Raw genomic sequence first — 17,203 nt, 5'->3', positions numbered from 1 at the left:
AACGGTACCTCACTGGGGTATGGTGTAATTGGCAGCACGACTGGTTCTGGTCCAGTTAGTCTAGGTTCGAGTCCTGGTACCCCAGCTGGAGAACTCTCCGGAGTGAAACACAGAGTGACCCCCCTGAGAAGGTGGGGAATCCGGTCTGGTAAGTTTCTCCTCAGCAACACCGCAGGTGAACAACTGAAAACCCTCCTCTCGCAGGAGGAAGATCCTAGCCCCCGTCGTCTAGCGGCCTAGGACGCCGGCCTCTCACGCCGGTAGCGTGGGTTCGAATCCCATCGGGGGTACAGGCAGCTTCCATCCAAGAAGTCCCGACCGTTTCGGTCGGGACTTCTTGGATTTGGGATGAAAGTCATCGTGTCGCCGATCCTTTCCGCGGTTTCCGGCAGTCGACCGGCAGTTCGATGGTAATGGTCACCCACGCCACGCACCTTGACGGTGAGCTGGTGACCTCGAAGAGACGGCGGAGTAGCGCCCAAGGCCAGATCTGCCAACGTGGCCTTCGCCGACTGCTTCACGTCTTCCGCGTCGAGGTGGGCGATCGCGACCAGTGCTGTGATCTTGTCGTCCTCGAGCTTGTTGTAGTTCTGGCGAAGGGGTCGTCAGGAACGTCGTCTCGCGTCTGCCGCAGAACCGAGCCCTGCCGCGTGCCACCTCGGTCAGGTCGGCTTCGAGTAATTCGTCCTCCCGGAGCCGGATGGCTGACGGAAGCCCGGCGTCGCCGCGGTTGTTCCCTCCCGGCCAGCGCAGGTAGTAGAAGAGCCTGTTGTGTTTCGTGTCACCAGCCATGCGCCTTCTGTAGCTGTGAAGGACCGTGCCGCGGAAGGGGTAGGTGCGTTCGGTGCTGGGGGTTCTCGCACCACGATCGCGACGGGATCTTCACCGGCTCGGTGGTGATGACTCCGATCGAGCGTGATCTCCTGACGCGCGCTACACCTTGTGGCAGGGGACGCAGCGATTCTGGCTTGCGATAGGAAAAACGTCGCTTTTCTCTTAATCGTCTACTTCGGACTGCTGGCCTGTGGTGTAGCGCTGGTCGGCGCCACGTCCGTGTCGCTGCTCGGCTCGATCGTGACTTTCCAGCGTACCAATAAGATTCACCTTGTCCGCTTCGGAATGGGAATCACCGTCGCCGTGGTGACTGGCGGCCCACGCCTGGAACTGGCCAAGGATTTGGCGATCACCGGCGTGATGGCGATTTCCCTGAGCTGGTTACGCCCGATCTTCGCGCAAATCCGCCGGACGTTTCGGGCGACCCTGACATGTGAGATCGAGGAGCGTTACCGATGGCTGCGCACTGGCCCACTGTGGGTATCGGCCCGGTCCACCTCACTGTCCGGGACACCTCGCCAGGACCACGGGACAAACCCGCAGCTGGGCGGTACTCGAGATCGTCAGCCCAGTCCTGCACGGACGTCACGCCGGAATGAGGACAAGGCGGGCCACCGTGGCATCGGCGCGCCGGCGCTGTCGGTGCGTGCGCAGCCGCGGGTGACGTCGCGCCACAGCTGTGCCGATGCGCTCCATCCATGCTTCATGGGCGATGCGATCCGGGGTGGTGCTCCGGCATTCGACGGTCATGCGTATCACCGCGTGACCTGCATATCGGAGTAGGGCGTCGACTCGAACCGGGTGACGGTGGGTCGCGGCCGGGGACCCGATCAGGACTCGGGTGCTGCCGGGGGAGGAGCCTCGGCGTGAGAGTGAAGACCGAGAGTTGCTTCGGTGCCGGCCCAGTGTGGGCGCTGCACACTGGCCGGGGGTGAATCAACGGGCTTTCGGGCGTTCTGGACGCTTTCGGCGGGAAACCACACTTTACGGTGGTGGCCGGGTTCTTCGTATTTTTCCCTGGCGTCGCCGCTGGCATAGTCACGACCGAGTATTTCACCATTCCCCATTTCGATCCGAGTGAAGGATGGTTCCTTGATGCAGACGGATGCCCTCGAACGTGTCACGCTCATCTTCAATCTGTTCGACCGCAACGGAAACGGGCATCTCGAAGCCGATGATTTCGAGATCATGGCGATCGATGTCGTCGAGGCGGCACCCGAATCCAGTGCAGCGGCCAAGGACGCGATGCGGGCGGCGTTCCAGCAGTATTGGCGGACCCTGGCCGAGGAACTGGACGTCGACCGCGACGGCGAGGTCAGCTTCGACGAGTACACCGCAGTCGTGCTGTCACCGGAACGGTTCGATTCGACCATCAGTGTTTTCGCCGAGTCGCTCGCGGCGCTGGGAGACCCCGACGGGGACGGATTCATCGAGCGGCACGTCTTCCACGCGCTTATGACGGCGATCGGTTTCGACCGGGCCAACATCGACGCGCTCTTCGATGCTTTCGGCCCGTCCGCCGATGACCAGATCACCGTCTCGACCTGGGTGACCGGGATCAAGGACTACTACAGCCCGACGAAGACGGGCATCGCCGGCGATCACCTGGTCAGCGGCGCGCCCACAGCCTGAACCCGGCCTCCGAGCAGCGAAAGGAGCACGGTGGACCCCACCATCGGACTGGCCGTCGGCCGCGGTACCGGACCGGAACTCGCGAACGTCTTCGAACGTGTCCTGACCACCCTCGGGCAGGCGTTTTCGACAACCATCCGCATTGTGCGCTCGCCCAGGCTGTATCACTCGTACTTCTCCCTCAAAGCCGCAGGAAGTGGCTTCGCGGATATCGGCGGATTGACCCGGCAGGACGCCGACCACTACGAGCGGTTCTGCCGCACTCAGGCACTCGTGGGCACCACCGCCGTCTTCCGGACGGCGATCAACGCCCAGTCGTTGTACCTGGTCCGCGAGCGCCTGCAGGCAGTGAAGGTCGACCTCATCGAGGGTCCGGACTCGTCGCTGCTGATGGTGCGCGACGAAGCCCAGGGTTTCTATACCGGTGAGAACAGCCACGGTCCCGGTGTCGTTCACCGCACCATGAGGTTCAGCAAGGAGATCACCGGGAAAGTGGTCGCCGCCGCACTGGAACAGGCCCGGCGGCAGTGGCCCGATGAGCAGGTTGAACAGGTGGTGATGGCCTACAAGTTCCATCTGCTCGACGGCGCTCTCGGTGACTGGGTTGCGGAGATCGCGGCACGGCACGGCGTGGAGATCGCCCTGGCCCAGCCGGACACGGTCAACCGCAACCTCATCGAGCACGGGTTGCCGCGACACACGGTGATCATCGGTGCCAACGAATGGGCCGACATCATGCATGTGGTCCTGCTGGACCGGCTGGGCTCCGAACGGCAGGAGAACCGCTACACCGAGAACATCCACCTGCATCCCGACGTCGCCGGGCTGGTCGAGTACCAGACCGTCCACGGTTCCGCCGACGATCTGGCGGGCCTTGGCATCGTCAATCCCGTGGCGACCATCCGGGCCGCGGCGGCGATCGCGGAACGGCACGCCGGCTGCGCGGGCGCGATCAAGAGCACGGAGAACGCTCTCGAGTCCGCCGGGCGCCGGGAGATCACGACGCCGGACCTCGGCGGGTCTCACTCGACTACGGAGGTGACGGACGCCGTGGTGGACCTGCTGACGCAACCCGGACGGCCCGCCGACGCCGTCTCGGCAGTGGAGGGATGACCGGGACGGCGCTGGTCGTCATGGATCTGCAGAACGACTTCTGCACCGGACCGGTGGTGGCGGCCGGGTATGCGGGCGATCTGTCCACAGTGGACGCGGCGACGGCCGGTGCGGTGCGGGCGGTGGACGTGGCGAGGGCTCGCGGCACCGAGGTCGTCTTCGTCCGGTTCCACGGCGACGCCGAACATCAGGGACCGAGCTGGCGGCACCGGGATTTGTCGCTCGGCAAACGACCCAAATGCCGGGAAGGTACCTGGGGTGCGGAATTCCACCGGGTCTCGCCGGGCCCCGGCGAACGTGTCTTCACCAAGAAGGCGCGCTTTGACGCCTTCCTCACCAACGGTTTCGAGGACCATTTCGTCCGCAACGGTGTCGGACATCTGGTGTTCGCGGGTCTCTACACCGACGTCTGCGTGGACTCCACCGCGCGGACGGCGTTCCAGCAGGGGTTCCACGTGACCGTCCTGACCGACTGCACGACGAGTCTTCATCTGCCCGACGACACGATCCTGCGCTTCATGAGCACTGTCTACGGCGCTCGTCTGGCCACCCTCGACGACCCGGAAGCGTGGTCATCGCCCGAAAGGCAGGAGCATTGGCCGATGCGAAACACGACGACGGCGCGATAGAACTGGGTGTCGGCCGGACCGCGCTCATGGTCGCGGCCGCCCGTGCGATCGAAACCCACCGCCCGGACTCGCTCGCCAAGGACGGCTACGCGGAGCATTTCGTGCGTGCCGCCCGGACCTGCGACCCGTGGCCGCTGCGCATGGAGCAGGTGCCTGCCGGGGACGCCGATCCTCTGTGGGGCAGGCTCGGGCGTTACTTCGGCCTGCGAACCCGGGTCCTGGACGACTTCGTTCTCCGGTCGGCGCGGGCCGGAGGACGTCAGGTCGTGCTCCTCGGCGCGGGTCTGGATTCGCGGGCCTTCCGGCTCGACTGGCCCGCGGGCTGTGTGCTGTTCGAGATCGACCGGGAACCCGTGCTGGGGTTCAAACAGGACGTCCTCGACGACCTGAGCGCCACCACGAAAATACGACGCGTACCGATCGCGGGCGACCTGTGCGGCGACTGGGCGGCCACCCTGATCGCCGCCGGATTCGACCTGGCCCTGCCGAGTGTCTGGCTGGCCGAAGGCCTGCTGCTCTACCTGTCCAGTGCCGCCGAGCGGAGCCTCATCTCCACCGTGGACAGCCTGAGCACCGAAGGCAGTTCGCTGGCGTTCGAGGTCAAACTCGGCGTGGAGCGCCCCGAAGTACGTGCGAACGCCGTCTACACCTCGGCGAAACAGCGGATCGGGGTTGACCTGCTCACCCTGTTCGACCGGGAACCACGCCCCGACTCCATCGGAGACCTCGAGAGCCGAGGGTGGATCACCGAGGTCAAGACACCCTTCGACTTCACCCGCGAGTTCGGGCGCGGCCCCCGGCCCGAGCCGGACGACGCCCTGGCGAGCAACAGGTGGGTCTTCGCGAGCAAACCTTGACCCGCCTTTGCCGACTGTCACCTGCAAGCTTTCGAGACCGGTGGATCGGGTCGGTCGCGCTCGCGTTGAGTGAGCGGACGATGCTGGGGGACGGCTTGAGACCGCTTCGAAGGCCATCGCCTCCTCCGTGTCAAGGAAGATCAACCAGACCTGACCAGGCGTTTCCGCTGTTTTCGCAGGTCCGAAGCCCCATGTTCCTCCCTCGTTGGGGCGGCTTCGAATGCTGGTTACGAGAGTAATTCCAGGCATTGCCCGGACTGCACACCGCACCTTCCGCGACGTTCGCGGAAGGGACGGATGTAGCACCCATTCGGTTGAGCGGCAGAAGTTCGGGTGTGAACTGGGGATTGTCCGGGAAGTTCATCGGCATGACGGAGATGACGACAGTACGAGCCGGGATGACCGAGACGGTCGGACGGCCCGGAGAGATCGCCGCCGCCCGGCGGATGCTGCTCGCGTTCGGAGTCGGTGGGGCGCTCGGATGCCTGGTATGGATGGCGGTTTGGCTGTCGTCACAATTGTGAGCTGACGTCAGTATCGGCGAGCATGGTGGCGACAGTCTTGCCGTCAAATGTCGCCGGAACGGTCCACTCAAGGCGGATGCGTATCGCTCGGCCAGGGAGTCGAGCATTTGACGGTGGTTTGGACCGCTCGACGACGACCTCGTCATTTTCCGTTGTCCCCGCATAACCAACTCGACCGGTTGGACTTTTACAAGACCGTAAAGAACTTTTCATTCGCGTACCTTGAGGAGATCCTCTATTCCGTGGCCCGCGAGGTGGCGCCGGTTCGCGCGCGAAGGTTATTCAGACTGTATTTGCCGGGCCTTGGTGTTGCGTTCGACCGTCGACCAGGAGTCTTTCTGGCGGCAGAGACCACAAGAAGCTCTCGGCCCGAAGAAGAGGGGCGCGGCTTGCTGGTCGTCGGCGAGCCAGTATCGAAACCACGCGGTCATCGCCCCGACGAGGCGTTTCGCTCCGCCGTTGGAGAAGAAGTGGTCGGAGTTCCGTAGCTCTGCGAAGACGGCGGGAATCTGGGCGGCTTGGTAGTACCTGGCTCGGACGTAGACGGACGGGACGATGGTGTCCGTCTGTCCGGCGACCAGCAGACTCGGTCCCCTCAGCGTGCGGACGTCGCCTTGCGGGCCGGGCTGGATCGGCGCGGTGACGGTCACCATCGGGTCGGCGCCCGCCACGATCGCGCCGCCACCCCCTTGTGAATGTCCGGTCGCGCCCACTTCCTTTTCGTCGATGGTTTGGTAGAACCTGCTTTCGGGTCGTTTACTCTCCTCGATGAGGAATCGTGCCCCCGCCAGCATTTCCGAACCCGATCCGGCGTTTTTGGTGTTCGCCGCGGCGACCACGAATCCCCAGGAGGCCAGGTGCTGGAGCAGGAAGTCGTAGGCGTCGGGTGTCGCGCCGGTGCCATTGCCCCAGAGAATGACCGGATGGCGGGAGCCGGCGGTGAGATCGCTCGGATAGTAGAAGGTGTGATCGGGCCCGCCACGCAACTTGATCGTGGTGTGCGGGCCCGGCGCCCAGTAGGAATCGGTGACGGAAGTGGGTGCCGCCTGCGCCGGAGCGGCCGGGGCAGCCAGAACGAATGCCAGAGCCACGCTGAGCACCGACATGATGTGTTTTCGCATGTGGGGGTTCCTGGAGTCGTCGGACACGGGTGTGGCGCTGAAGCCACGTCGGCGACACTGTGCCGGTCAAGTGCCGCGACGCGCATCGTCGAAACTACGTAGACCCAGGTGCCGTCCCCGAGGAGGGCGCCGAATTCACGAGCATGCTTCGATGTCTGATCACAGGTGTTCGGCCGACGGCACTTATGGGCGGTGAGACAGATGACGGACAACGAGGTCCCATGGCGAGCGCTGACGAGCTACATCGCCCGCTTGGCGGACGAGAACGAGGTACGGCGGCTGCTTGGCTCGGAGCGCCTGGTCACCTTGACCGGTCCCGGCGGGGTGGGCAAGACACGGTTGGCCGCCAAGGTGACCAGTTCACTCACCCGGGATTTCCCCGGCGGGGTGGTGGTCGTCGGGCTGGGAGAGTTGCGGGACGAACGTCTCGTCGCGCGCACGGTCGCCGACAGCTTGACTCTGCACGACACGGCGGGGCGCACGGATCTGGACACCGTGGTGGCGTATCTGAGCCCTCGGCGGTCGTTGCTGTTACTGGACAACTGCGAGCATCTTCTCGCCGGTTGCGCGGAGCTGATCAACGCGCTTCTCCACGACTGCCGGAACCTCGTGATCCTGGCCACCAGCCGCTGTTCGCTGGGGCTTGCCGGGGAGCACGTGCTGACGATCGCGCCGTTGGCCGTGCCGCCCGAGGAGACCACGACACCTCAGGGTGCGCTCGCCTTTCCCTCGGTGCGGCTGTTCGCGGAGCGCGCCGCCGGCGTCTTGCCCTCGTTCCGGGTCACGGACGGCAACGTCGTGCCTGTCGTGCGGCTCTGCCGTCAACTGGACGGCTTGCCGCTGGCGATCGAACTCGCCGCGGCCCGTATCCGTGCTTTGTCGCCGTCACAGATCGCGGACCGGGTCGAGAAGAGTTCCGGTGTGCTGGCCACAGGTCTCCGGATGCCCGTCGAGCGGCATCGGACGGTGCGCACCACCATCGAGTGGAGCCTTTCCCTGTGCACGGCGACCGAGCGAGCTGTCTGGGCGCGGTGTTCGGTGTTCGCGGGACAGTTCGATATGGCCGCGGTCGAGGACGTCTGCGGCCAGCCAGAGGACGGGGGACTGGACCCCGCGACCGTGCTGGACACCGTGGACGGCTTGGTCGACAAGTCTGTGCTGGTCCGCGTCGACGGCACGGACAGGGTGCGCTATCGAATGCTCCGGCTCCTTCGTGAATTCGGCGGCGGGCTGCTCATCGATTCCGGTGATGCGCCCGCCGTGACGAAGAAACACCGTGATCACTACGCTCGGCTGATCCGGCAGGCGGCAGGCACCTGGTTCGGGCCGGGGCAGGACGAGGCGTTCGAGTGCTTGACTGCCGCGCACGCCGATATCCGTGAAGCGCTGTCGTGGTCGCTGCGCACTCCCGGCGAAGGCTCGGTGGCGTTGGCGATGTCCACGGAGACGATCGAATACTGGGTGGCCCGCGGTGCCGCCTGGGAGCTGAGCGACTGGATCGATCGCGCACTGGCCGCGGTCGAACCGGACGCCCCGGGCCGGGCGAGGGGCCTCGCGATAGCGGCCCTTTGCGCCGCGTTGCACGCGGACCTGCTCCGTGCTCGGCAGCGCTTGATCGCCGCCGAGGCGATCGAGGACGATGACGCCCGGCCGTACATCGCCCATGCGCGGGCATTCGTGATCATGTTGTCGACCGAGCCGAACTCGATGACTCACGCGGCGGAGGCCGTGCGGCTCTTCGGCGAGCGTGGCGATGTGCGGCGTCAGATGCATCCGATGTTCATCCAGGGCGTCGCGATGGCTTACCGGGGGGACCTGCCGGGAGCACGGATACTGCTGGATTCGATGCGCCGGGTGTGCGAGGCGGCGGGGGAATATCGGTATCGCTCCATGGCGCTGTTCGGGCTGGGCGTCGCCGAGGTCTGCTTCGGCGGCGATCTCGACCACGGCGAACGATGTGTCCGCGCCGCGCTCGAGATCGACTTGCGCGGGTCCGACGTGCTCTCCGCGGCGTACCGAGTGGACGGTCTGGCTTGGGTGGCCGCACGGCGCGAGGAGTGGACCCGCGCGGCGGAACTGTTCGGAACCGCCGCCACGCTCTGGGATCGTTGTGGCGCCGAGCCCGATGTGGCAGTCTCCGTGGCCCATTCGGGATTTCAGCGGGCCACCCGGAAAGCGCTGGGCACCGTTGAGTTCGACGCCGCGTTCGCCGAGGGGCGGCAGCGGGACCCGCACGACGCGCTGACCGGCCAGCGAGCGCGCGATGAAGACCTGACCACCGGCGCGCCGGCCGTACTTTCGCCACTGACGCCGCGCGAGTCGGAGATCGCGCGGTTGGTCGCGGCGGGACTGAGTAACCGGGAGATCGCGTCGCGGCTGGTCATCGCACGGCGCACCGTGGAGACACATCTGCAGCACATCTCGCACAAGCTCGACTTCGTCAACCGGACCCAGCTCGCCGTCTGGGTCGAACAGAAGGGGACCACCGTCTTCAAGGCCGAGCCGCTGTGACCCTGAGGAGGTTCAGGGGCACAGCGGCTTGACGCAGGCGAGGCCAGACCCTCAGCCGATCGGGCACTTCCCCTGGTACGAGGCGACTTTCGGGTCATTCGCCGGCAGTGGGCACAGGAACTGGTCGTACCTGGTGTCGTTGTCCACGAAACGTTTCATCCACGAGATGCTGTACTTGGCGATGGTCACGTTCGGCGTCGTCGGCACCATGTGCCCGGCTCCCGCCAGCAGCATGTACGCCTTGTTCAGCGATGCCGGAAGGCTTTGGTAGAACGGGCGTGAATGCGCGCCGTCCGGCGCGATGAAGTCGTTCTGGGCACTGACGACGAATGTCGGGACCTTCAGATCGGAGAACGTCGTCTTCGGGTTCCAGCCGGTCAACGGGATGGCTGCCTTCAGCGTGGGTGCCTTCTGGGAGGCGATCAGGGAACCGCCGCCACCCATCGAATGGCCCATGACGGCGAGCCGGTCCCGGTCGACGCGGTTCTTGGCCTGGCTCGTGTTCGTCACGTAACGCAACGCCGCGAGCAGCTGGTCGGACCGGGCCTCCGGGGTGTCCAAGGTGCTCTTGGTCGAGAACGTGATGACGACGAAGCCCTGGGAAGCCAGCCGCGGTCCGTACCAGGCGACCGCACCCTCCGACTCGAGAAAACCGGGAGCGACCGCGATCACGCCGAAGGTGCCCTGGCCGGTATCGGTCGGGTAGTGAATGGTCCCGGCGCCGAAACTCTGCCCGGCAGGGACCTTTTCGGTCGCGGTCAGGAACGACCCACGGGCCGCCTCGACACTTTCCTTCGTCGGAGCCGGGCCGCGAGCATAAGGGTTCTCACTGTCAGCCACCGACGCGGCGTGGGCGACGGGCGTACCCGACATTCCCGGTACCGCCACAAGAAGTGCGGTCACCACACCGAGCACCCCGGCGACCCACGATGGTCCACGCATCATTGCGCATGTCCTCTCGGAAGAACCGTTCCGGGACAGGAACGGTCTCCCAGATATAGCGGGAAGGCGACCGGACGCACGTCGTGGAAATTACCGAGTTCGCGGCCGGGCACCCAAAATCGCCCCGTGAATGCGGATCGGTCAGCGGGTCATGTTTCTGGCGTCGATGACGAGGCCGATGACGCCGACGACTCCTCGCCGGAGCGGCCGCCGGATGATGCGGGAACTGGTTCCCGATGTGCCCCTGGTCAGCCCGTTCAGCAACGGCGGGCCCGGTGGTAGGTTCAGAAAAATAGCTGCTGACTGCCGAGTCAGTGAGTTATCTGAATGTGACTGCCGTGCCGAAAACGGTCGCGCGGTGTGGGCATCTGATGCTTCGCCGGGGGCATGACCATGGGTGGTGATCAGCCACGTCCGAGAACTGCCTTGGCTTTATCGACCACCGGATCGATCAGGCGTCGCGGGTGGAACCGCTTTTGCTTCTGCGAGGCGGGTTCCGCGGGCCTGGGCAGTACCTCGCCTTGAGTATCCGGCAGCTCGTCGGGTTGCGGCTCCGAGACCAGTTTTCCGGCGATCGCTCCCGCCTCCGCGGACCGTTGGTCCGGCACCACAGCGTCGGGCCGAGATTCAGGGCTCTTCGTTTCCGACGACGTGGCAGGAGCAGACTCGTGGCTCGGGACGGCTTGTGATACCGAAACCGAGCTTTCGGACGGCGGACGCGCGTCTGCGGCAACCGGCCGGGGTCGCGCGGACGGTGCCGGTACCGCGGCAGGCTGGGCAGGCTGGGCCGGCCTGGGTGGCTGGCCCTGATTCGGTCGAGGAGTCTGCCACTGCCGCTGGTCGGCGACTGTCTCCGGGGTGATCGCGGGCATCATCAGCGGGGTGTGCGCGGCGTCGGCATTCGGCAACGCCGGTTCACAGGCGGTGGGATACCGCGCGAAAACGTCCGCGACCGGCCCCTCACGTCGAACGTCATTCCGCCGACGGAAACGAACGAGACCGTAAAAGCCGAGTAGCCCGAGCAGGCCAGCCGCGCCCCACCACGCCGTCATCGCGATCCTCACCTTCTCCGGTCACCGGTTTTGTCCAGGTTGCCCGCTCACCGACCCTTGAACCAGGAACGCCCCATGTAGGTGAATCCCGTGTGGGCGACAGCACGGTCGCTCGAACGAATTCCGGCTGTGCCTCCGGAACGGGGGCGGCCGAGTCGCGGCACCTCGACGATGGTGGAAAGCAGCAGGTCAGAGGCTACGTCAGCCGGTAGCCGATGTCCTTTCGGAGATTCCTTCTCCAGCTTCCACCGCCACGGGTTCGCCCACAGTGGCCACGAGCCCAAAACCGGGCCCTATCCTCATTGATTTCCTGTTCTCGGCAAAGTCTTCTCGTGCGACATCAGAGCCGATCGCGCGGTTCGAGCAGGTCCAGAGTCGCGGAGTGCAGGAGTTCGCCGATCAGGTGAGTGTTCAGCGCGTTGCCCACCGGTTCGCCGCCCTCCTCCTTGGTGAGGCCGGGCACTCCGGCCTTGGCGAGCCGGTCGCGGACCCCGGCGACCAGGTGCCCGGCCTTCTTGGGCGCCCAGCCCTCGTGCGGTGCCAGCTTGGCCAGCTGCTCGGCGATCCGGCGCCAGCGATACTGGTCAGTGGGTCGAATGCGTCCTGATCCGCCTGGAGATTTCCGCCGGTCCGAACAGGTTCTTGAACGGGGTGCCACTGCAGTTCCGGCACAGTGTCGCGCAGGCGAGGCGCAACCCCAGCGGAGGACCGATCGCGCAGTCCTCGACGATGGGAAGCAGGCGTTCGGTGCGAGTCCCGCACTTCTCACATCCGTCAGTGGTCAGGCACGGGCTGGCGATCGGAGCCGCTTTGGCCCGCCGTTCGAGCAGATCGCGCTCAGGCGAACGGCGGCGCTCCAATTCCTTGTTCAGCGCGTTGAGCGCCGGGCGCAGAGCGTGCAGGTACGTGGCACGTGATGGCTGGAAGATCTTTCGCCACCATGGTTTGAGCAGTCCGAGCACCACGCGGCGCCCTTCCTCGAAAGCCCGCATCAGCTGAGGGTCGTGTCCATTCCTCAGCAGGTCCACCGCACGCAGCAGCGCGTGATACAGCTCGTCGACCGCGGCGGCGTCGCGGAGTGCCCGCGGCTCGCCCGCGGAGTGGCGGGGAGACTGAGGATCGGCCGGGAATCGTGGCGGGGGCGTCGTTTTCGCGACCTCGTCGGCCGATACCAGTCCGCCCTCGGCCAGCGGGGTGTGCGCGGGCCGCCGCGAGTCTTTCGGGGGAGGACGGTGTCGTGTCTTCTTGGCTTTCCGAGTCTTCGATCGCGGCATGCCCCGTTGGTAACACACCGGTTTGGGGAGTGGTCCCTGGCCGGCGGGCCCGGAGCGCCGATCGCCGCGCCGGGTCGTCCACGGTCTACTTCGTGCAGCGGATTCCGGCTTCGGTGTGGCGTGCACGGCGAGACGCCCAGTTCCCCCAGCGGGATGAGTCGATGGTCGCGGCCTGGGATCCGCGGAACGCCGCTAGATGTCCGAAGCCGGACTGTGAGCACCATCAGCCGCCGGCTCGCTGACTCGCTCGCACGAAAACTTCGAATACGGCCCGTCACCGTGGCTCGGCCGTTAGTGTGAACGGTCGATGTAGTCGTCACTCTTGAGGAGTAGCAGGCCATGATCGCCGAAAGCGCGCACCAGCAGGGGGATTCCTTCCCGAAGGAGGCGACGCCGATCTTCGACCTGGTCACGATGATGGTGTCGCGGTCGCAGGTGGAAGACGAGCACGACCTCGAATCCGGTCTCGTGACCTCGGCGTAGGTGGCTGACCGCGCTGCGTCTTGTGAGTGGCAAGGACGGCTGGAGCCAGGGGTGTCTTAGGTACGGTGGATGAGTCAGGATCGCGGTCCCTGAAGGACTCCTTTACGTGGCTCTGCCGAAGGAACTCGATCCCAAGTACAGGAAGGCCCCCTTCCTCGCGCCTCCGCCAGGGTCCAGGCAAAGTCGCAGAGCTGCTGGTCAGCGCTGCTCTTGGTAATCCGGACTCGGCATCACTGGCGCCTGCCAGGGTCGAGTGGGGAGGATTTGGGACACTCACCGTCCCCATTCCTGCATCGTCAGCCTCACGCAGCGACGAATAACCGCCTGACCTGCGAGATCCCGACTTTGCCGGGACCCTGCGCCTAGCGCAAGGAAGGGGGCCTTCCTGTACTTCAGGTGGGCAACCGCGCGACAGGACCGCATAGGTCGGGTCTCGTGAGTGCTGAGGACGGTTGGAGCGGGCCGCTATTTGCCTACGCACGTGTGGCCAGGATCGTCTAAAGGTTCCGCCAGCCACTCGGCCCATCCCGGCGAGACCTCGATGAGTCCGGTGGCGGTGTTTCGGTGGCTGTCGGGGTCGTGAGGTCAGGTCGGTCTCGGAGCCAAGGCGCGCCCCGCCCCGGCGTACCTGACCGTGGATCGAAGCCAGTGGGTAGGCAAATGCCGGTCCACCAGAACCGCGGAGCCCGAACGCGACCGCCAGCCCGGTTCCCGGCTCGCGGCGGATCGGGTCGGCGAACATCAGCGGCACCGAGCAGCCCAGCGTGTTCCCGTACTCGCGCGGGATCCGGTACGAGGACGCGACTTCCGGTCCGGCCGGGTCGACGTCGAACTCGGCGCACAGCCCGCGCAGGATCCGGCCGCTGCCGGTGTGCAGGAACACCAGGCTCGCCTCGGAAGCCGACGTCAGCCCGTTCGTTCCGCCTGCCAGCAACGACCGCACGGTGCTGACCGCGTAGTGCGTTCCGCGCGCGGTGACTTCCGGGCCGAGCGTGTACAGCCGCCGCCCGTACACGACCGGGATGTCCGAGCCGCCGTCCGGTACGGTGCCCAGTTCCGCGTCCTCCGGCCGTTCATTGGTCAGGTGCGCCACCGGACCGAAGGTCGGCCCGGCACCCTCGGCGCCCAGCAGCATCGCGACCGCGGCGTCGCCGAAGAGGAAGCCGTGCATCGCGTTCACGGTGCTTTGGCGCTCGCCGTCCGTCACCTCGCTGAAGTGCGCGAATTCGCCGGGCAACGGAGGGGAGAGCGGGGTGATCGCCTCCAGGAAGCAGACCAGGACGCGTTTGTCCGGTTCTACGGTGAGAAACCAGCGCGCCGTGTCCACCACCTTGGCCATGGCCGAGCAGCCCAGGTACTCGAGGCTCAGCGCCACGGCTTCGCGCGGAATCTCCGGTATCAAGGAGAACAGGTCACACGCCAGGCTCGGCAGCAATCGCCCGGGACTGCTCGAGACACCGAGCACCAGGCCGATGGACGCGCTATCCACGTCGGCCTTCGCCAGGCAGTCCCGCGCGGCGCGGGCGGCCAGTTCCGACGCGGCGACCTCGACCTCGGGCTCGGCTCCGGCGAACAGCACCTCCGGGTAGTTCGCCAGTACCGAGTGCCGGTTCTCGACACCCAGGCCGCCCAGCATCGTGGTCAAGCGGTCGCTGAACCGGCCGCCCGCCGCGTCCGTCAGCTCGGCCGTCGACCATCGGGAAGGCGGCAGTCGGGCCGAAACGGCCAGCAGGCAAGGGTCGGGCATTGGGCGACTCCACGCACGGTAGGGACCTGGCGGTGTTCGACGGTCGGCGACTGATTGATCAAGCTACTCGTCATATCCGCCCGCCGGGCCTACCGTGCACTTTCGTCCATAAAGGACTGTCCGCCCTTCCGTGTCCCGGCCGCGAGAAGCGACCGGGACACGGAAGGCGACGGGTCAGCAGGGCTGCAACAGCCAGCAGAGCCGGTAGTTCGCCCGGTAGGTCGTCGACGTACCCGGCGCGACGATGTTCTGCGTCCGCGCGCCGCCGTGCGCCCAGGTGGTGAAGGCGTACTTCAGGTTGAGCGGAGGCAGGTTCTGCGGGCTGTCCGCGCTGATCGAGTTGGTGGAGCCTGCGATCACCGTCCGGGAGAACGGCGTGCGCTGCTGGGTTCCGCCGACGGTGAGCATCGCCTGGCCGGGATTGGAGGTGAAGTCCAGTGACACCGTTTTCGGCTGGAGGTCGACGGTCTTGCTGCCGGTGCGGCCGCTCGAGTCGGTCGCGGTGAGGGTCAGCTGCAGGTACGACGGGTACTCGTGGTCCGGCGCGACGAACGAGCCGGACGCGACGCCGGGGAAGTCCTGGACGTTGTGCGTGTGGCAGGTGCCGTTGGTCGCGCAGTGCCGGATCGCGAGCCGCCAGGACAGTGCCGACGGCGGGAGCTGCCCGTCCTGGGCATCGACCGCGCGCCCGGAGAACGGCACGGTCTGGCCGACCGACCAGGTCAGCGCGCCGGCCGGGTTGTCGATGACCGGCACCGGATCGAGGCCCTGCGGGGTCCCGACGGTCACCCGTACCGTCGTGGTCGCGCTCGCGCCGTGGGAGTCCGTCACCCGCAATCCGGCGTCGACGGCGGCGGCCGCAGTGTAGGTCCAGGTCGGGCGGGAGACCGACGAGTCGTCATACGCGCCGTCGGCGTCGAGGTCCCAGGCGTAGGTCAGGGTGTCCCCGGCGTCCGGGTCGGTGGAGCCGGTGCCGTCGAACTGGACCGCCAGTGGCGCCGGTCCGCCCGCCGGGCTCGCCGTGGCCACCGCGACCGGCGGCCGGTTGGTACCGCCGGGATGGCTCACGCGACGGAGTTCGCCGCTGCCCAGCGCGACGTAGAACAGGTCGCCGCCCGGGCCGGTGAGCACCTGCACCGGAACGTTGACGCCGGTCACGAAGGGCACCAGACGGCTCGGGCTCGGTTGGCCCGCGACGGTCTGCATGGCCCAGATGCAACCCCGGGACGAGTCGGCGAAGAACAGCGCGCCGTCGTATTCGGCGGGGTAGTTGCTCCCGGACTCGAAGGCGATGCCGCTGATCGAAGAGCCACCGGTCGGGCACGGGTCGCCCGCCACCACCTTGGCGTTGTGGTTGTAGGCGTAGTACGGCGTGGCCTGCCCGCCTGCGGTGTACAGGGACTCGCACCGGTCGAGGTTCGCGCCGTCGTAACCGGCCTGTCTGGCGTTGCCCTCGTAACAGGGCCAGCCGAAGTTCTCCGCCACGCCGTCACCGACGTCGGCGACGCGGTTGATCTCCTCCCAGGTGTCCCAGCCGACGTCGCCCGCCCACAGCTCGCGGGTGCCCGGCCGGAAGCCGAACCGGAACTGGTTCCGCCCGCCGTAGGCGATCACGCGCCGGGCGTTGGCGTCGGCGCTGCTCGCGTAGGGGTTGCCTGGTGCGCCTTCACCGGTGTCGGGGTCGAGACGCAGCAACGCGCCGTTGAGCAGCACCGGCTGCCCGGCGGGGCGTCGCGGTGACTGCGAGCGCAGCGCGCCGCCTTCGGCCGTCGGCGGCGTGAGATTCGTCCCGGCAGGCGAGGGCGGGTCGGCGCACGGGTTTTCGACCTGGCCGTAGTCGGCGAAGTTGAAGCTGGCGCCGTCGCCGCCGCCCGTGTACAGGGCGCCGTCCGGTCCGAAGGTGAGAGAGCCGACCGAGTGGCTGGGGAACTGCTGGCACCAACCCGTGACCAGCGGCTTCTCGCTGACGGCCGTGCCAGCCGAACCCATCGTCAGCTGGGAGACGCGGCCGGTGACGACACAGCCGCTGCCGGTGGCGCCCGGCGGGGTCGGGCAGGTGTCACCCCATCGCGGCGCGGTACCGCCGGGCACCGCGTCGAGGGTGTAGGAGACGTAGACGTACGGCCTGGTGGGGAAAGCGGGGTCGACGGCCAGCCCGAGCAGGCCGCGGTCCCAGAAGTCCTGCGTCTGCGTGCGCAGATCGGCGAAGACCGTCGGGGTCGTGTCGGAAAGCGAGTCGAAGACCTTGACCAGGCCGCTTTTCTCCGCGATGAACACCCGGCCGTCCGGCGCGAACGCGGTGGCCGTCGGCGAGCTGAGCCCACCGATCGCCACCGTGTCGGTGAAACCGGCGGGCACCGCGCCTTCGGCGGGTGCCGCGGCGACGAGCGCGACCGCGAGGGCGCCGACGAGCGGCGCGACCACGCCCACCGCCAGCGTGCGTCGTGATCTTCGTGGGAACGGTGAACGACGAGAACTCATCAC

General features: G+C 66.8%; 13 protein-coding genes and 2 tRNA genes. 9 read left to right on the top strand and 6 right to left on the bottom strand.

Annotation, left to right across the window (positions count from 1 at the left end; translation table 11 throughout):
• Window positions 1–13: 13 nt before the first annotated feature.
• The 8 genes from ACM6LU_RS31195 (at window position 14) to ACM6LU_RS31160 (ending at window position 5,589) form a co-directional block, all read left to right on the top strand.
• A tRNA-Gln gene (locus ACM6LU_RS31195) sits at window positions 14–85 on the top strand.
• Window positions 86–217: 132 nt separating this feature from the next.
• Window positions 218–290: transfer RNA gene (locus tag ACM6LU_RS31190), tRNA-Glu, on the top strand.
• 652 nt (window positions 291–942) lie between these two features.
• A complete protein-coding gene (locus ACM6LU_RS31185) occupies window positions 943–1,617 on the top strand; it encodes a hypothetical protein (protein WP_414941391.1) in 675 nt (224 codons plus the stop codon).
• 312 nt (window positions 1,618–1,929) lie between these two features.
• Entirely contained in the window at window positions 1,930–2,466 is a 537-nt protein-coding gene (locus ACM6LU_RS31180; protein WP_414941390.1) for an EF-hand domain-containing protein, read from the top strand.
• Between the two features lie 30 nt (window positions 2,467–2,496).
• Window positions 2,497–3,579, top strand: a complete 1,083-nt coding sequence (locus ACM6LU_RS31175; RefSeq protein ID WP_414941389.1) for an isocitrate/isopropylmalate family dehydrogenase — start codon at window positions 2,497–2,499, stop codon at window positions 3,577–3,579.
• Window positions 3,576–4,208: a cysteine hydrolase family protein gene (locus ACM6LU_RS31170; protein WP_414941388.1), complete on the top strand. Its 633-nt coding sequence runs from the start codon at window positions 3,576–3,578 to the stop codon at window positions 4,206–4,208. The genes ACM6LU_RS31175 and ACM6LU_RS31170 overlap by 4 nt, the downstream gene beginning before the upstream one ends.
• Window positions 4,175–5,065 (top strand): SAM-dependent methyltransferase, encoded by an 891-nt coding sequence (locus ACM6LU_RS31165; protein ID WP_414941387.1) that lies wholly within the window; start codon window positions 4,175–4,177, stop codon window positions 5,063–5,065. Before ACM6LU_RS31170 ends, ACM6LU_RS31165 begins: the two co-directional genes overlap by 34 nt.
• Window positions 5,066–5,400: 335 nt before the next feature.
• A complete protein-coding gene (locus ACM6LU_RS31160; protein ID WP_414941386.1) occupies window positions 5,401–5,589 on the top strand; it encodes a hypothetical protein in 189 nt (62 codons plus the stop codon).
• A 278-nt stretch (window positions 5,590–5,867) separates the two neighbouring features.
• On the opposite strand, the gene ACM6LU_RS31155 is transcribed toward ACM6LU_RS31160, so the two are convergent.
• On the bottom strand, window positions 5,868–6,710 hold the full coding sequence (locus tag ACM6LU_RS31155) for an acetylxylan esterase (protein WP_414941385.1): 843 nt from the start codon (window positions 6,708–6,710) through the stop codon (window positions 5,868–5,870).
• A gap of 201 nt (window positions 6,711–6,911) precedes the next feature.
• Here ACM6LU_RS31155 and ACM6LU_RS31150 point away from each other — a divergent pair, with 201 nt between their 5' ends.
• Complete coding sequence (locus tag ACM6LU_RS31150; protein WP_414941384.1) at window positions 6,912–9,221, top strand: ATP-binding protein; 2,310 nt, start codon at window positions 6,912–6,914, stop codon at window positions 9,219–9,221.
• A gap of 51 nt (window positions 9,222–9,272) precedes the next feature.
• Here the strand turns inward: ACM6LU_RS31150 and ACM6LU_RS31145 are convergent, their stop codons facing one another.
• The 5 genes from ACM6LU_RS31145 to ACM6LU_RS31125 all read right to left on the bottom strand — a co-directional run bounded on the left by ACM6LU_RS31145 (window position 9,273) and on the right by ACM6LU_RS31125 (window position 17,200).
• A complete protein-coding gene (locus ACM6LU_RS31145; RefSeq protein WP_414941383.1) occupies window positions 9,273–10,166 on the bottom strand; it encodes a dienelactone hydrolase family protein in 894 nt (297 codons plus the stop codon).
• Between the two features lie 1,389 nt (window positions 10,167–11,555).
• Window positions 11,556–11,873, bottom strand: a complete 318-nt coding sequence (locus ACM6LU_RS31140; protein WP_414941382.1) for a hypothetical protein — start codon at window positions 11,871–11,873, stop codon at window positions 11,556–11,558.
• Window positions 11,800–12,489 (bottom strand): hypothetical protein, encoded by a 690-nt coding sequence (locus ACM6LU_RS31135; RefSeq protein WP_414941381.1) that lies wholly within the window; start codon window positions 12,487–12,489, stop codon window positions 11,800–11,802. Before ACM6LU_RS31135 ends, ACM6LU_RS31140 begins: the two co-directional genes overlap by 74 nt.
• A 409-nt stretch (window positions 12,490–12,898) precedes the next feature.
• Entirely contained in the window at window positions 12,899–14,719 is a 1,821-nt protein-coding gene (locus ACM6LU_RS31130) for a hypothetical protein (RefSeq protein ID WP_414941380.1), read from the bottom strand.
• A 174-nt stretch (window positions 14,720–14,893) separates the two neighbouring features.
• Window positions 14,894–17,200: a PQQ-dependent sugar dehydrogenase gene (locus tag ACM6LU_RS31125; RefSeq protein ID WP_414941379.1), complete on the bottom strand. Its 2,307-nt coding sequence runs from the start codon at window positions 17,198–17,200 to the stop codon at window positions 14,894–14,896.
• Window positions 17,201–17,203 lie beyond the last annotated feature (3 nt).

Origin of the sequence: Amycolatopsis sp. cmx-11-51, assembly GCF_047608665.1 — a bacterium.
Taxonomy (GTDB): domain Bacteria; phylum Actinomycetota; class Actinomycetes; order Mycobacteriales; family Pseudonocardiaceae; genus Amycolatopsis.
The sequence above is the reverse complement of the archived record's forward strand: the minus strand, read 5'-3'. Positions and strand labels throughout refer to the sequence as shown.